Genomic DNA, 15764 nt, shown 5'->3' on the forward strand with positions numbered 1-15764 from the left:
TCTCTGTGATGGGCACTCCAATCTATGGCGTGTAGTGATGGTGTGCGCTGCCTTCAACGAGGGTAAAGCGCACAAACTTAGAGGGGCTTCGCTGCTCGAACACGGTGCCGGGCCGTACATGAACCGTTCTGGTTTGCTCACACGCCTGCTCGGTAGAACACCAGGTAAAAGACTCAAGGCGTACGGTTGTATTTCCGGCATTACTCACTCGCCCCCAGCCCTGGCCCTGCTCCACTTCTGTACTGAAGTGCGGCGGCGCTGGGTGGACCAGCAATAAACCACCCAGCGCTTTGAGCACTACGGCTTGGGCGCTACTGGCGTCTCGGTAGCCGCGGCGCTCGGTGGGGGATAAATCAGACAACTCATCAGCCGTAGGTAATAACGGCACGAAACGCAGACGGAAGTAGCGCTCCACGGCACGGGGGCCGCTGTAGATTACCCGCACATCCCGGCTGCCTTGGGCGGGAATGATTAATCGGCCAGGGCTTGCGATCAGCGCCCGGTTATTACCTTCAAGGTGCTGTTCGGTAGGGGCGCCCTGAGCGCCGTAATGTACTTCTGCAACTTCGACGGTTACAAACGCAGCTTGGTCGCCTCGGTTGTGTATGCGCTTTACAAAGGTGGCCTGCTGCGGTGCCAGGTAATTGTAAAAGGTGTCCAACTGCAACTCTGGTGCGGCCCAGACGAGGTTGCTGCAAATCGCCAGGTTCATTAATCCATGGCGAAGCAGGGCTTTATATCTGCGCATCGAACACCAATGTAAACGTGCCGGTGTAGGTTTCTCCAGGTTTTTTCAAAACGACATTTGCAAAACTGTTTGAATCGATCCCTATCGAAACATTACCTAGTTGATCGATCACAGGCTGCGACACTGTGAGCACGTCTACTCTGTTATTGGTTAGCCATACGTCTCTGTAAGGCCTTCCATTATCTGCGGTTATAAGCAGTGGCATGGTGAGATACAACAGCAGCCCGATGGGTTCTTGAGTACGTATGTTGCGAAGTGAGCAACCTGCGCTGTCGTCACAGCGCAGCGTCACAGTAAAAGGCCCAGAAGCTGAAATGCGAAACGGCACCGTTCTTCGCATATTGGAAGGCGCTCTTCCCCCGGCCTGCCACTCTTCCCAAGTAGTGCCTGTTGGCTCAAGCACTACATGGTCGGAGCCAGCTGGGAAATCCAGCACGAGTTCATGCTGCACATCCAAGGTAATGTTAAAGGTCACACTGCCGGTGCTTAGGCTGCTCACTTGGCTACCCAGGCCAAAGTCACCCGCTTCCCCTACGCTAAAGGTCACGCTGCCTCGGTACAGGCCGCCTTTCAGGGTATGCGGGGCTGGCGTGATCAGTTTGTAGCCGACTGAAAATGACCGCGCAGAGATCTCCACTTCATGTGGCGACTCCGTACCCGAAGAGGCCGGGTAACACACGCCCGGCGACAGCGGCGCCGCCACGCGCCAGATAAAGCCCACCCGCGCGCCGCCGTCGCCGCCATAAGGGGACACGTAATCGCAGCCCCCGCCGGCGCTTCGGTCAAACCCTGGTAGCGCTTTGCCTTGCACGCCAGGGCTGCTCAGCACTTGCGCCACATGGGTGATCTGCAACTTGATGGACGCGGTGTGGCCCCGTTCCGAGACCATGTTTACCGTGGTTTCCCGAGGGGTTTGCAGGGACCAGCGCTGAGGCAGCGGGGCCGCGCCCGCCAATACCTTGCGCTCGTACTCAATAGGCAGCGCCACCGAAAACACCTGGTCGCCGCAGCCGCCGAATTCGGTACAAAAACCTGAAGGGGGCGTGGTGTTCTTAAAGCCCTCGGCGCCACGCGAGGGCTTATAGGCGGCGCTAATGTCGACCGTGGCCGCATTGGCGCTCATCATGCCCAGCCACAGCAACAGGCACAGCGGGGCGCGGTATGAACGGCGTTCTCTAATGCGCGCGATCCAGCGATTACACATCGGGTTTCTCCTGGGCCACGCGGCCGGCGACGGTGGTTTGGTTGCACGTAAGGTCGCCTACCAGCAGCACGTCCTGATCACGCTGGGCGCGTTGCGGGTCCACGTTGACCAGGCAGCGACGCTTGCCTTGCAGGCGCACTTCCAGGCTGGGCGTGGCATGGCTCATCTCCACCGCAAAGAACCCGTCCGCCTCGCTTACGCTGCGGCTGGCGTGGTTGGCCACCATGGCGCCGGGCAGTGGCCGGCCGCGCTCGTCGAGCAGCCGGCCGATCACGGTAACGGTGCGCATCACCCGCACCTTCTGGTAACCCACCGCGCCTTTGTTCAGGTGATAGTCCGCCACCTGCGGCACCACCACGGCGGGGTGTGCGCCTTCGCCACGCAGGTCGAAGCGCACCCGCCCAGGCTGGTAGGGGGTGAGCGGAATCACATTGCGCCCGGGATGCAGCAGGCCGGTCACGCCATGGCCATCGTAGGTGCGCAGCTCCACCTCGGTGAGGTCGCTGTCCACGTCTACGATCATGCCGGCATGGTATGCACTGAAGTTGCCACTGGCGGCCAGGTGCCCATGCCCCAATGCCACGGTGTTGCTCAGGTTCAGCCCGCCGCCCAACTCACCGTTGTAGGACGAAGACTGCACATACAGGTCGCCCGCCACCACAGGGCTGAGGAAGTCCACCCGCCCGCCTACGCCTACGCCGTAGCTGTCACTGTTCAGGGTGCCCGTCAGACTACGAACGGTGGGGCCGTTCAGCTGGTGCTGGTAATTGAGCGAGGCGGTTTGCTCGCGGCCGCCGTCGCGGTTGGTGCGGCTGCCCAGCGAGCCGGATACCCGATCGCCAGCGCCACCCAGGGCTACCGTGAGGCTTACATCCACGCCTCGGCTGCGGTGGTTGCCTGTGCTGTCGCTGCCGGGCCGGTCGAATACAGAAAAGCGCCAGTAGGCCTCCGACCCCAGCAGCAGGCTGCGCTGCACCCAAGACAGGTCAATACCCGCGCCACTGGCAGGCCCGGTTTCATGGGTCAACCGCGCCACGCCGGTGCCTCGGGCAGTAAAGCGGTGCTGCCAGCTCAGGGAGGTTTGCGCGTTCTCCCGCACTTCCCAGCGACGACGCGGGCTATAGAAGCCCGGTACGCGACGGTCGATGTCGTGAACGTACAACCACGAGCGGGTGTGACTCAGCACCAGGTTGCCGGCTGAGTAATTGTAGATGGCCTGCACATCCAAGCCATTGCCGCGCTCCTGGGTACGGAAGAGGTTGCTGTACAGCCGCACGCCCTGGCTCAGCTCGGCATCGAGGGACAGGCCGTATTGCATGAGCTGATCTACCCGTTCCACCGACACGCCAAGAATGGCTTGAGGGTGCAGCAGGTAGTTGGCGATAAGACCCGCATTCATGCCTTCGCTCCGGTCGCTGTCCCAGTCACTGAACAGTTCGCGGCCTTGCCCCAGGTAGGCGTTGTAGCGCCACCGCTGCTCGGGGTTTTTCCAGTTGCCCGGCTTGTAGATGAACTCGTTACTGGTGGCGGTGACCTGGCCGTCCTCCACTACCCGCACCTCCACTTCATAGATGCCGCCCGGCAAGGGCCGCGTATCGATGGCCTGCAACCCAGGCTGCACGGGCTGGCTGTAGAGCAGCGAGTTATCCCGGTACACCTCCACCGTGGCCGGGCGATTGGGGGTGATGTACACCGGCGTGGCGCTGGGCTGGGCATTATCAATAGCGAGGCTGTCGCTGCTGCCGAACATCACGCCCAAGGTGCCCTCGGGCAGACCATTAAGGGTGCGCGGCTGACGGCTCAGCCCTTGCACGCTGGGGGTGAAGTAGCCCACGCGCACAAAGCGGTCGCCCGCCAGGTGGTCGGCATACAGGCTGCGCAGGCGATGCCGGTCCTCGGTAACGCCGGCATAACGGTTGCGGTCCATCTGCCCTTCGGCCACGGTGGTCCATTGCCCCACACTGCCGGTGGCGGCCGCTACCAAGGTGCCGTACATCTGGGACTCGCTGCCCGCGAGGTTTAGTTGGTTACGCAGCAGCAGGCCGCCGCTTTTATCAGGCAAGGTATGAAAACTGGGCGCCTCGCTCGTGCGCTCTACACTCGCGGTAAGGATGGACAGTTGTGAGCGTTCGAGGCTGTAGTGCAACGCCAGCAACCCGTCGGAGCACGCCTGGGTGCAGGTACCTAATGCATGAGGCTCGGCAAGCGCCTCCAGCCACGCCTGCCGCTGCTCAGCAGACACGTCGGCCGGAGTGGTATCGGTATACTTGAGCAGTTGTACGCGCTCATCACGGCTCAGCATCAGCATGGCGTCGCCGAGGTGGTGGCCGTTGAGGTCCACCTTCACCGCAATGGGCACATCAAAAAAATAGTCACGAAACTCGGCGGGCAGCCCATGGGCCTGGGTTATCAGGGCCAGGGTAGCCGGCCGCGCCGGGCTCGCGTGGGCCGCAGTGGCGACCAGGCCAAGCGCACAGGCGAGCGAAAGCAAGATGTGATTAATCGCAAACACAACGCGTGTCCAGGCAAGGAAAAGAGAATAAAAAGGCGGGCCGCTGGCGACCCGCCGGTACTGCTTACGGCGTAGGCAGCGGGGTTTCGAAGGTCATGTCCACGAAGCCCATGTAGGTGCCCGGCTGGTAAGGGCCATCTGCTGCGGCGATTTCCATGTTCATGTAGAAGGGGTTGAGCGCGTCGCTGGCGGACACCACTTCCTGGCTGGTGGTGCTCAAGTCAACACCGTTGGCACTGATGGTCAGCGGGATGCGGTTACCTCGGCTGGTCAGCACTGCATCGTTCTCTAGCCGCAACGAGATTGCACCCGTGGTGCTTTTGACAATCATGCGCTTGCCCGTGATGCGCTCCAGACTGCCGTTGTTGCCCATCGGCATTTGCTGGGTTTCGTTCATCCAGCCGTGTTCGTCCACAACGCTAAAGGCAGCGGTAGGCACGATGGCGGTGACCTGAATCTGCTTACGGATTTCGTTATCAGCGGCCATGGCGTGGCTCGCAGCGAACAAGGCTAGGGGAAGGATGAGGTATTTCATTTAAGTGTGGCTCCTGGTTGCTAGTTGGTGTGCCGGAAAGAAAGGGCCCGGCTAGCCCTTGATTTCGTAGGGCAGCGGCGCAAGCGCGCCCCGCCGATGCTCGAACACGTAGGTGGAATGGGGCTGTTTCGCAAACACCCGAGCCGCGCCAGGCGCAAGGTGGTGAACCACCGAGGTGTCGCAGTCGTCCCCTGCGGCATTGCAGCGGCGGAAGTGGTCGAGTACAGCAGTGGCATTACCCACATTGCGCACCACAAAGCGCCCCGGCTCTTCGTCTACCGCCAGTTGATGGCTCACGTCGCGAGGCCGCACGTACAGCAGCGAGCCATAGCCGGCGAGCACTTGTACGCCGCCGGAAATCGACACTTCGTACGCCTCGGCTTCCTGTTCAGTCAGCGCGAACCCGTCCCCTTCGGTGGGCAACACCGGATTGAAGCGCAGGCGGAAATAACGCTCGCCTTGGCGCTCGCCGTTGAACAGCAAGCGCACGGTTTGCAGCCCGTCTGCGGGAATGATCAGCCGTGCTGGGCTAACCACCAGATCGCGGCGACCCTGGGCGCTTTCCAGGTCCAGGGGCAGCTCCTTGACCTTGCCATCTGGCTGACGCACCAGCTCCCAGGCACGCACCTTCACGAAGGCAGTGGCATTCCCTTTGTTATAAACGCGCTTGACCAGCACGCTCTTGTCGGCCCGCATGTAGTCGCTGAGCGAACCGATGCTGATCTTCGGCCCACCCAGCACAGCAGCAGGCAAACCGAGCAGCAGTGCAACGAGAAAAATGAAGCGCATGGAACGACGGCCTCCAGCAGCAATCTAAGCGGCGTTGTGGAGGCGCTATTGTGGGGATTCAGGTCAGCGCGGCATGTAGGTGCTTTCCGCCCAGGCTGGTGGAAAAATCTTTCTCGCCTGTAGGACTTTTCCTAGGAAGCGCCTCGGCGTGCGAGATAGAGCATTCTTTGCAGATCGCCCCTTTACAGCTCGTCGCTAATCGCTATAATCAGCGCCCTTACCCGCCGGTATAGCTCAGCTGGTAGAGCAACTGACTTGTAATCAGTAGGTCCCGGGTTCGATTCCTGGTGCCGGCACCATATAAATCAAAGGCTTGCAGCGATGCAGGCCTTTGTTTTTTGGGACGTACGTAACAACGCACGTAACAAGCTGAGCCAATGAGTGGTTCTGTGCGCAGCCTCTGAGGCTGCCGGTGCCTATGAGGGCTGGCGGTTTCATGTTGACCCACGGGAAACAGGTTAAGAGGGTTAGCTTTTTGCTGATCGCTTTGAAAGTCTTGTCTGATGCTGATTTGCAAGATCTGAACAAGGTTAGCTCTGGGGTTATGTAAAGTTAATTCCTAACCTTTGCAGACGTTAAAAAAAAATAAATAAAATTCTTATAAATCAGATAGATAAGAACCGCTAACCTTTGAATTAACCCTGCATAACCCTCCAAAGTTAAGCCGCAACCCCAGCAAATACGGTGCTTCTAGCTACGTCAGAAACGCATTTTCAAAAACTTACCCTATCCCCGTGCCGTTCCTGAAAAATGCCCCTTGCACCCGGTAAATCTGCGTTGATAGATGAACCTGTTGCGCATAATGGCTGCTGGCGCTACAGTTCATCCGTCGCTGCAAATTCAGCGACCGGGTTTGACGGCCCGACGAATTCAAGGCGCACAGGCGCCCCCATCATGATTGCAGGCGCTTTTTTTGTGTCCGCATATCCTGTTATGGCGGCTGTGCGCAGGACACCTTAGGGTGTGCCGGTTTCCTTGATTCCCGGTCCGTCAACCTGCGTACAGCTGCCACCTTATTCGTTTGACGGCGAATCGTGGCAGTTCCTGAAATCAAGGAGCTACGCCAAATGCATGTCCTAATTCCATCAAAAATTCGCGCACTTGCGCACCGCCATATGGCGCTCACCGCCCTGCACGCCGACTCCAGCCTGACCACGCGCATCAAGCGCTACAACCACCACATGGCTCTAGCTCGTGCCCTAGAAGGACAAGGGGGTGTGAAATGAAAGCCCCAGTCGCCTACGGCCTATCGGAAAACGCGTTCTCCACCCTGCACATGCTGCGCGACTCGCTGCGTTTGCTAAAAAACTGCGCTGAAGACAGCCATTGCCAGAGCACCTTTGCCCCTGAGTTGATGGGCGGCTTTCTTGCCCTGGTCGACCAGCAACTGTCCGGCGTCATTGACTCGACAAGTGTGATGAACTCGAATGTAGCCAAGATCAAGTAAGGGGGAAATGGGATGCAGAACCAACTGATGCCCGTCCCGTTCTACGAGGACACCGTTGTCCTGATCGGTAAAGACAACGAGCCATATGTGGCTATGAGGCCGATCGTAGAAAACATCGGACTCGAATGGTCCGCTCAACGCATCAAAATCGTGGAGCGCTTCAATTCAACTGTGTCGAATATCGACACAGTTGCCGAAGATGGAAAAATACGGGGGATGATCTGCCTTCCCCTCCGCAAGCTCCCTGCCTGGCTGTATTCAATCAGCCCTAACAAGGTAGCCCCCGAACTGCGCGACAAGATCATCCAGTACCAGGAAGAGTGCGACGATGTGCTGTGGCGTTACTGGACCAAGGACACAGAGCGACACATCACGATGCTGGAAGAGCAGGCCTCGCGCATCCTCCCCTTACCTGGCGTCAAGCGCAGCGCGCGCGACGGCATCAACTTCAAGCAACTGCTCATTCTTCTGGAACAAGGGCGCTACATAGCCAAATGGCTGGACGCCGCGACCGGCGAATTTGAGAGACACGGGCTGCATTGTCAGCTACGTCAAATAAACGATGCCCTAGGCTTACCGACACCACCATTAATGGCACGTGCCCAGCAGCCAGATTTGCATCAACCATCACGATTATCGTGATGGTTGCCGAGGATGGCAAACCGAGGGAAATGGCATGCCCCCCTTCGCAAGCTCCCTGCCTGGCTGTATTCAATCAGCCCCAACAAGGTAGCCCCGAACTGCGCGACAAGGTCATCCGCTACCAAGAAGAATGCGGTTTGACTTAAGTTCCTACCATCCAGGCAAAGACTGAGCTGGCCGCGAAAGAGCCCTACTGAGCCCCTGTGCTAGCCATCCTGACCTTTGCAGGGGTTCGCAGGGTTTTCCGGATTGGGAAATCGGAATCCCGCCCCCAGCCGGCGCCGCTTTGAAGGGGCTGCAGACGTGTAGAAAAAGCGACCTATTTAGCCCGCAGGCGAGGTGGGGGGATGACGGCGCGCGCCAGGTGCTGAAGCACACCCTTGACCCACCTTGTGGCACGCCAATCCCCCAAAGCTAGTCGACCGCCCCCAGCTAACACCAGTGCCGGCAGAGCTTCCCATACCTGAAAGCCTTGTATTTACTGGCCCGAACGCCCTCTAAAGCCTTGCATGACATCCCGCTAATGCTATGTTGATCTGGGCTTGTTCACGTTATTGAAGGACAAATCTTCATCGTTCTGGACAGGGCTTCTGCTGTGGGAAAAGCCAATCCCAGACAGCAAAAAGCCGTCACATGGACGGCTCATTGTTTCGGCGATGACCTCAGGTACTACGCCTTCAATTCATCTGGTGTGTGCGTTTTGAGCCAGTCGGCCAAGGCAGCGTTCATTCGCGTTTGCCAGCCAGGACCAGAGGCTCTGAATTGCTCCAGTACCTCAGGATCAAAGCGAACATTGACGTGTTCTTTAGTAGCTGCCGACTTTGGCCGGCCACGCTTCGGCTTGAGCATCTCCTTTGCCTGAGCCTTGCCGAACAACCCCGCCAGCACATCACTGGCAGGCTTGGCCTTCGCGAAATCCCTAGCCGACCATTCAGGGTTTGTCCTATCGGCCATCTCAGGATTGAGTTTGTTGGTCATAGATTTTGACCTCCCGTTTGTTGGCTTTACGAAAACTGATGACATGAACCGCATCGCCCCGAGGGGTGAACACCACGACATGCAGCCGATCCCCTATGTACCCCATCGCTCGATACCGGCACTCGCCGTAGGCGAAGCGATCATCCTCTATGATCAAGGCTGTAGACCATTCAAAATCCCGTACCAGGGCAAATGGGAGTCCACGTTCTTCAACGTTGCGAGCGTCTTTGGCTGGGTCATAAGTAATTTGCATGAAATTACTGTACCCACAATAAATACCCAGCGCAAGGGCTGGGTATGATCATCGTTATTCCCTCACTGGGTGGACCACGGCGGATGCTGGTCGACTATGACTACCGGGAGGTAGGGCTCGGTAGGTGCCGAATCCCACCGATGCACGTCGTCCTGCCTATACTGGCCCCTCTGAGATCAAACCTGCCGTGAGTTGAATGCAATGCGAAGAGATATGGACTTAATTCGTGCCATCATCCTGAAGCTGGAGTCGTGGGAGCTAAAACCTGGCGCGATCATAATATCCAACGACATTGAGAACGACTTCCAAGTTGATGGATACACTGCCCACCAAATTAGTTATCACTTCAATCTAATTGCTGAAATTGGTTGGATTGATACCGCCGGCGGAAACCCAACCAGCAGAAGTTTCATATTCCGTAGCCTTACCTCGAAGGGCCATGACTTTGCCGACTCAGTCCGAGACGATAAGATTTGGGCCACGACCAAGGAGGGAGCCCTCAAAGCTGGTGGGTTTACTCTGGAGTTACTAGGGAGTCTTGCGAAGGGGCTTGTCAAAAAACAGTTGGAAAAACACACAGGTATTGAACTTTAACCCAGTACAATACGATTGCTCCCCCTATTCACCTTCACGAACAGCAAAAGGCCGCCTCATGGGCGGCTCGGTGTTGCGGTAACTTTATCCGTGATAGCTCAAGTCAGAACAATCCTCCCAACGCTGCCGGCTCCCAGTTCATAATCACCAATTCCCCGCTGGCCTCAGCCTTGCTCTGCCGCTGATTCGCCGTGCTGTAGCGAATGTCCAAATTTTCAAAGTGAAACCCCTCAAACACCCGTCTGATATCAGGATGGTCATTGATGCTGACCATCACCTTCCCCTTGCACCGCCGCATGAAATCGGCCATCCGCTCATAGTTCTCAAAAGGAAAGTCCACTCCATAACCAGCGGTCCCCCAATATGGCGGATCCATGTAATGAAACGTATGTGGCCGATCATAGCGTTCAGCGCATTCCAGCCACTCCAAGTTCTCGACGTAGGTGCCCGACAACCGCTGCCAGGCTGCTGACAAGTTCTCCTCGATCCGCAACAAGTTGATTGCCGGCCCGGTAGTGGCGGTACCAAACGTCTGCCCACTGACTTTGCCGGCAAAGGCATGGTGCTGCAGGTAGAAAAATCGAGCAGCCCGCTGGATGTCGGTGAGCGTCTCCGGCCGGGTCATCTTCTGCCATTCAAACACCTGGCGGGAGCTGAGCGCCCACTTAAACTGGCGCACGAACTCTTCCAGGTGGTTCTGCACAACCCGGTACAGCGTCACCAGGTCGCCGTTGATATCGTTGAGGACTTCAACCGGTGCAGCCTGGGGCCGCATGAAGTAAAGCGCGGCACCGCCGGCAAAGACCTCGACGTAACATTCATGCGGCGGGAACAGCGGGATAAGACGATCTGCCAAGCGGCGCTTGCCGCCCATCCATGGGATTATCGGTGTGCTCATAAGTGATCCTTGTTTCGACAAGTGGATTCGCTTAGGCTTCGCACCCCCTGCGCAGTGGGGCGAGGCCTTGGTTGGAGCACTCGGCTGGTTCGAGTGATTCAGCGTCGAGCGGGTGTTAGCGCACCAGCTCGTCGCCTCGTTTTCTGCGCAGGGGGCTTTAGGCCCCTACGGGAATTTCATAGGGTTTGAAGCACACGACCTCCTCCCCAAGCCAATCATTCACCTGCGCCATACGCGCCTGAATCGGCTCCAGTTCATTGGCCGCGTAGATCTGCGCCGCTTCCCTGATCGACCCAAACCCACCCGCGTTCTGCGGCACGATGCCCATCAGCTGCGGCGGAATGCGCAAGCTGGCCAGCACGTCGTCGCGGGTCTGGTTTTTAATCGAGTTGAATTCGTCCTTGGCCGTGACTTCGCTGACCGGGATGATCTGCAGCCCGTCTTTCTTGCCATTCGGCGAGTACACGAAGAGGTTGCGGAAGTTGCCAGGCCCCTTCGAGTCCTTCAGCGCTTTGCGCAGGGAGTCGACGTCCGCTTCGTTCTGCGCGGCGTCGGTCATGTAGAGGATGAAACCGGCGTGACTGCCGTTCTCGTAGTACTTGCGCCGAAACAGCGTGGCCGACTCATTCAGCAGCGCCGACTGCAAGGCGCTGATCCACTCGGGCAAGCCATACACCTCCTGGTGGAGGTCCGCCTCCCGCAAATGGAAAACGGTGCCCGGCTCAAATTCATGCTCCTCCTTCCAGCCCTGGACCATGAACTGCCGGCCGTCCTTACCATGACGCATGTACTTCGCCAGGGGCGGCACCAGCTCGCGCACCGGGCCGAGCATCGAGCGCCGCCCTTCTAGGTAACCGTTGCCCAGGCACAGGAAGTCCAGGGCGAACTGTTCAAACGCCGCACGCGACAGCAACCGATGCGGGATAAAGGTCTTGCTTAGCAAGTTGCGCTTAAACATCAATCCTGAATGCAGATGCACGCTGGAACCCACCGAGCGTGCCAAGCCGTCTAGGGACAACGGCGGCTCGTACCACCGCCCGTTAAACCAGCACTCCAGGTAATCGAACACCTCCCGCCCGCTTAGCACGGGTGACGGGTCGCCGAAGCTGAACGCCTCGATCTTGCTGTCACTGCGTGGAATAAACTCCTGCGTTACCACAGCGGGCGTCTGCTTGTTATTTCTGCGGCGGTTCGACATCAAAAAATCTCCATCCGCCCGGTATTGGCAGAGGTCTGCCCCTCCAGCGGTTCGTTGTGCAATGCGTGAAAGAGCGCCCACGCCAGGTCGGCATGGCCGGTGGTATCGGTGCGGCCGGCGGTGTAAGTGAACTGGCGACCGCCTGCAGTGATGGTCTTGCGGATCGCCATCAGCGATTGCGCCATGTCGGTCCAGCCGGCGTCGAACTCCAGCCGGCCCCGGTGGATCACGTCGTAGGCCTTCAGTACCAGGCGGGTCTTAACCTCGGGCGAGTAGCTGAACGTGGTGACGTTGGGGAAAAACTGGCGCACCAGCTGCGCCACGCCGCTGCCCAGCCCGGTGACATCGATCCCGATGTACGTTACCCAGTAGCGGTCGCAGACGGCTTTGATAACGTTGGCCTGCGCCGCGAAGTCCATGCCACGGAACTGGTGACGTTCCAGCACTCGGAACTTGCCGCCAGGTACTAGCGGCGGCGCGACCACCACCAGGCCGGAACAGTCGCCGGTTTCGGCAGGGTCATAACCCACCCACACCTGGCGGTCGCCGAATGGGCGCATGGCAAACGGCTTGTAGTCCTCGGCCCACTCGACCCAGCTATCGACCATGCAGGGCTGAAGCACCGTCAGCGGGAAGATGCTCGCGCCGTCGTCGACGAACTCGCACATCAGCAGGTTGGCAAACGCCTCGGGGCTGTACTCTCGGCGCAGCTCTTCGATGTCGAACAGGTCGCAACCGCCCTGCTCCGCATCGAGGATGGTGACGATCTGTCGCCACAACCGGTCCTCGCAAAACCGCCCTTGCTGGAGCGCACCATGGGAAACATCGACCTTGGTGTGCTGCGCCGCCGGCTTGCCCTTATTGAAGCGCTCACCCGTCCAAAAGGTGTACGCCTCGTGCGCCATGGTCGAGGGCGTGGAGAAGTAGGTTTTGCGCCACTTCTTGTGCATCGCCATGCCGGACGCGACTTTGTTCAGCTCCTCAAACTTGAACGTCCAGAAGAACTCATCGAAGTAAAAATTGCCGTGGTAGCCCTGGGCGGTGCGAGCGTTGGTCCCGAGGAAAAACAGCTCAGCGCCGTTGGGCAAGACGATGGGGTCACCGGTCAGCTCCACGCCGATCACATCGCGGGCAAACGCCTGGATGTACCCGCGAAACAGGTACGCCTGGTTCTTCGAAGCCGACAGGAATATCTGGTTACGCCCGGTCTCCAGCGCGTCGATAAACGCTTCCCGAGCAAAGTAGTAGGTCGCCCCGATCTGACGGCTTTTGAGGATGACGCGTGTACGTTGATTGCCGGCCCGGTACCAGTCTTTCTGGTAGTCAAAACAGCCGTCGATAAACGCTTCGCGCAGCAGCTCGATCTGCTCTTCGCTGATATCGTTTTTCGGGGCCTTTTTCTTCGGGCCTTCGTTGCGCTTGGCGAGGTTGGGGTTGAGTTCGGTTTCGGTACCGCCGCCCTGGAAGCGCTGGATGCGCGCTTGGCGCTCCAACTGCCGGTGCAGCAGATCAATCTCTTTAAAGTCACCGCCGCTCTTGCCTTCCTTGAGGATCAGTTGCACCAAACGCGCTTCCAGTGCGCCACCGATTCGTTCAACGTTATCGGCCCGGTCCCACGCGTCACGGGCCTTCCAGCTGTGTAGCGTTTTTTCCTTTTCGCCCGTAGCCTCGGCAATCTCGCAAATGCGCCAACCCATCCAATACAGAAACTTGGATTGGCGCCGGGGATCGATGGGGAGCAGTTCGGTCGTAGTCATGGCCGCGATGCTGCCGCTCTGGCCTGCGAGCCAGTAGCGCCGCCCCTTGTAGCGCCACTACCTACAATCCCGCCTCATTGCCGCAACTCGCGCGCGTCACGACCATGCCTCTCATTGCAACGCATCGCTTACGTCAACGCATGCGCCCAACGCATTGAGGATTCCCGGCATGAAGAAATTTCGCAGCAATTGGTTCCGTGTCGCCGTCGAGGGCGCTACCTCGGACAAGCGCACCATCAAACGTAGTTGGCTGGAACAGGCGGCGAAGAACTTCAACCCCTCCACCTACGGCGCCCGAATCTGGCTGGAGCACTTTCGCAGCTTGCTGCCAGACAGCCCGTTCAAAGCCTACGGCGACGTGCTTGCGGTCAAGACCGAAGAAGTGGACATCAACGGCCAGAAGAAGCTGGCCCTGTTTGCCCAGGTGGAGCCCACGCCCGACCTGATCGCCATGAACAAGGCCAAGCAGAAGATCTACACCTCTATCGAAATCGACGACAACTTCTCGGACACGGGCGAAGCGTACATCGTCGGCCTGGCCGTGACGGACTCTCCAGCCAGCTTGGGCACCGACGTACTGTCGTTCTCCGCGCAAAAGCCAGAATCCAGCCCATTCAAAGACCGCCACTACTCGGCGACATCGATGTTTACCGAGGCAGTGGAAACCGAGCTGCAGTTTGAAGAAGTCGAGGACAAGCCCGGCCTCGGCGCCCAGCTGTTCAGCAAGGTTCAGGCGCTGCTGGGCGGCAAGCAGGCGAAGGACGATGCAGAGTTCGCCCAGATTGGCCAAGCCGTCGAAGCGATTGCCGACCACGTCAAAGACCTGCCGGATCAACTCGCCGCCGAGAGGCAATTCTCCGGCGAATTGAACACCAAGGTCGAGCAGCTCAGCAGAGAGCTGATCGAGCTGAAGACCACCCTCGGGAACACTCAAGACCACTCCCAAACCCAGCGCCCACCGGTAACCGGCGGCGGCAAACACGCCCTGGCTGAATTCTGACCTGCGGCCTCAACCGCCCAGCCCACTATCGGAGACACCCATGCGTAACGACACCCGAAAACTCTACACCGGCTACCTCGTCCAGGTTGCCCAGCTCAACGGCGTTGACTCGGCCACCGCCACGTTCAACGTTGACCCGACCATCCAGCAGCGCCTGGAAACCAAGATCCAAGAGTCGAGCGAGTTCCTGACCAAAATCAACATCATCGGCGTTGATGAGCAGCAAGGTGAAAAGGTGGGCCTCGGCGTTGGTAGCACGGTTGCAAGCCGCACCAACACCAAGGTCAAGAAGCGTGAGCCAAGCAGCATTGGCACCTTGTCCAGCGATAAGTACCGCGCAGAGCAGACCGACTTTGACACCTACGTCAGTTACAAGCAGCTCGACGCCTGGGCGAAGTTCCCAGACTTCCAGACGCGCCTGGCCAGTGCCATTGCCCAACGCCAAGCGCTCGACCGCATCCAAATCGGGTTCTATGGCCTCTCGGCGGCCGAACAAACCGACCGCACTGCGCACCCGCTGCTGGAAGACGTCAACATCGGCTGGCTACAGCAATACCGCACCCACGCACCTGACCGCGTGCTGAAGGAAGGCGCTGTTGCCGGCAAGATCACCATCGGTAAGACCGGCGACTTCAAGAACATCGATGCCCTGGTCTACGACGCCATCCAGCTGCTGGACCCTTGGTACCGCCGTAACCCCGGCTTGGTTGTGCTGACCGGCCGCGAGCTGGTCCATGACAAGTTCCTGGCCCTGGTCAACCAAGACCAGGACGCCACCAACACCCTGGCGAGCGACTTGATCATCTCCCAACGCCGCGTCGGCGGCCTGCCGCTGTACGAGGTGCCCTACATCCCTGAAGGCACGATCCTCATCACCACCTTCGCCAACCTGTCGGTGTACTGGCAGATCGGCGCACGCCGCCGCTACCTCAAGGAAGAGCCGGAGTGGAACCGCGTCAGCAACTTCGAATCGTCGAACGAGGCGTATGTGGTCGAGGAATACGGCCTGGGTTGCCTGGTGGAAAACATCACCCCAGTCGAAGAAGCCAGCAGCGAGGCTTAACCCCATGGCACTCAGCATCGCCCAAGCCCACCAGCGCCGCGCTCGCGCGGCCATGGAGGCTGCAAAAACTGCACCGCAGCAATCCATGGCCGGTGCCACCGCCTACGAGCATCAGTTGAATCAGCTGCTGCAGGACCGGTTGCGCC

15 protein-coding genes and 1 tRNA gene are annotated in these 15764 nt (G+C 58.9%); 6 read left to right on the forward strand and 10 right to left on the reverse strand.

Annotated elements, in window-relative coordinates; translation table 11 throughout:
- Nucleotides 1-22: 22 nt before the first annotated feature.
- The 5 genes from AC4LE2_RS19900 to AC4LE2_RS19920 all read right to left on the reverse strand — a co-directional run bounded on the left by AC4LE2_RS19900 (nucleotide 23) and on the right by AC4LE2_RS19920 (nucleotide 5788).
- Nucleotides 23-748: a molecular chaperone gene (locus AC4LE2_RS19900; RefSeq protein ID WP_491827711.1), complete on the reverse strand. Its 726-nt coding sequence runs from the start codon at nucleotides 746-748 to the stop codon at nucleotides 23-25.
- Nucleotides 735-1952: a hypothetical protein gene (locus AC4LE2_RS19905; protein ID WP_491827713.1), complete on the reverse strand. Its 1218-nt coding sequence runs from the start codon at nucleotides 1950-1952 to the stop codon at nucleotides 735-737. Before AC4LE2_RS19905 ends, AC4LE2_RS19900 begins: the two co-directional genes overlap by 14 nt.
- Entirely contained in the window at nucleotides 1945-4464 is a 2520-nt protein-coding gene (locus AC4LE2_RS19910; protein ID WP_491827715.1) for a CS1-pili formation C-terminal domain-containing protein, read from the reverse strand. The genes AC4LE2_RS19905 and AC4LE2_RS19910 overlap by 8 nt, the downstream gene beginning before the upstream one ends.
- Nucleotides 4465-4528: 64 nt before the next feature.
- A complete protein-coding gene (locus AC4LE2_RS19915) occupies nucleotides 4529-4999 on the reverse strand; it encodes a CS1 type fimbrial major subunit (protein ID WP_491827717.1) in 471 nt (156 codons plus the stop codon).
- A gap of 51 nt (nucleotides 5000-5050) precedes the next feature.
- Complete coding sequence (locus AC4LE2_RS19920) at nucleotides 5051-5788, reverse strand: fimbria/pilus periplasmic chaperone (protein ID WP_491827719.1); 738 nt, start codon at nucleotides 5786-5788, stop codon at nucleotides 5051-5053.
- 223 nt (nucleotides 5789-6011) lie between these two features.
- On the opposite strand from AC4LE2_RS19920, the gene AC4LE2_RS19925 reads away from it, so the two are divergent.
- The 3 genes from AC4LE2_RS19925 to AC4LE2_RS19935 all read left to right on the forward strand — a co-directional run bounded on the left by AC4LE2_RS19925 (nucleotide 6012) and on the right by AC4LE2_RS19935 (nucleotide 7877).
- Nucleotides 6012-6087, forward strand: a tRNA-Thr gene (locus AC4LE2_RS19925).
- A gap of 923 nt (nucleotides 6088-7010) precedes the next feature.
- The gene (locus AC4LE2_RS19930) at nucleotides 7011-7235 is read left to right on the forward strand and encodes a hypothetical protein (protein WP_491827721.1); all 225 of its coding nucleotides are present in this window, start codon (nucleotides 7011-7013) and stop codon (nucleotides 7233-7235) included.
- A 12-nt stretch (nucleotides 7236-7247) separates the two neighbouring features.
- A complete protein-coding gene (locus AC4LE2_RS19935; RefSeq protein WP_491827723.1) occupies nucleotides 7248-7877 on the forward strand; it encodes a phage antirepressor N-terminal domain-containing protein in 630 nt (209 codons plus the stop codon).
- Between the two features lie 669 nt (nucleotides 7878-8546).
- Here the strand turns inward: AC4LE2_RS19935 and AC4LE2_RS19940 are convergent.
- Together AC4LE2_RS19940 and AC4LE2_RS19945 are read right to left on the reverse strand one after the other, a co-directional pair.
- Complete coding sequence (locus AC4LE2_RS19940; RefSeq protein WP_491827725.1) at nucleotides 8547-8855, reverse strand: BrnA antitoxin family protein; 309 nt, start codon at nucleotides 8853-8855, stop codon at nucleotides 8547-8549.
- Nucleotides 8833-9108: a BrnT family toxin gene (locus tag AC4LE2_RS19945; protein WP_491827727.1), complete on the reverse strand. Its 276-nt coding sequence runs from the start codon at nucleotides 9106-9108 to the stop codon at nucleotides 8833-8835. Before AC4LE2_RS19945 ends, AC4LE2_RS19940 begins: the two co-directional genes overlap by 23 nt.
- 213 nt (nucleotides 9109-9321) lie before the next feature.
- On the opposite strand from AC4LE2_RS19945, the gene AC4LE2_RS19950 reads away from it, so the two are divergent.
- A complete protein-coding gene (locus tag AC4LE2_RS19950) occupies nucleotides 9322-9702 on the forward strand; it encodes a DUF2513 domain-containing protein (protein ID WP_491827729.1) in 381 nt (126 codons plus the stop codon).
- A 103-nt stretch (nucleotides 9703-9805) separates the two neighbouring features.
- Here the strand turns inward: AC4LE2_RS19950 and AC4LE2_RS19955 are convergent, their stop codons facing one another.
- The 3 genes from AC4LE2_RS19955 to AC4LE2_RS19965 all read right to left on the reverse strand — a co-directional run bounded on the left by AC4LE2_RS19955 (nucleotide 9806) and on the right by AC4LE2_RS19965 (nucleotide 13555).
- Nucleotides 9806-10600: a DNA adenine methylase gene (locus AC4LE2_RS19955; RefSeq protein ID WP_491827731.1), complete on the reverse strand. Its 795-nt coding sequence runs from the start codon at nucleotides 10598-10600 to the stop codon at nucleotides 9806-9808.
- Nucleotides 10601-10757: 157 nt separating this feature from the next.
- Entirely contained in the window at nucleotides 10758-11798 is a 1041-nt protein-coding gene (locus AC4LE2_RS19960; RefSeq protein ID WP_491827733.1) for a phage portal protein, read from the reverse strand.
- On the reverse strand, nucleotides 11798-13555 hold the full coding sequence (locus tag AC4LE2_RS19965) for a terminase ATPase subunit family protein (protein WP_491827735.1): 1758 nt from the start codon (nucleotides 13553-13555) through the stop codon (nucleotides 11798-11800). The genes AC4LE2_RS19960 and AC4LE2_RS19965 overlap by 1 nt, the downstream gene beginning before the upstream one ends.
- A 169-nt stretch (nucleotides 13556-13724) precedes the next feature.
- Here AC4LE2_RS19965 and AC4LE2_RS19970 point away from each other — a divergent pair, with 169 nt between their 5' ends.
- Both AC4LE2_RS19970 and AC4LE2_RS19975 read left to right on the forward strand, forming a co-directional pair.
- On the forward strand, nucleotides 13725-14555 hold the full coding sequence (locus AC4LE2_RS19970) for a GPO family capsid scaffolding protein (protein WP_491827736.1): 831 nt from the start codon (nucleotides 13725-13727) through the stop codon (nucleotides 14553-14555).
- Nucleotides 14556-14595: 40 nt separating this feature from the next.
- The gene (locus AC4LE2_RS19975; RefSeq protein ID WP_491827738.1) at nucleotides 14596-15618 is read left to right on the forward strand and encodes a phage major capsid protein, P2 family; all 1023 of its coding nucleotides are present in this window, start codon (nucleotides 14596-14598) and stop codon (nucleotides 15616-15618) included.
- Nucleotides 15619-15764 lie beyond the last annotated feature (146 nt).

The organism is Pseudomonas sp. 9.3L (assembly GCF_058536285.1).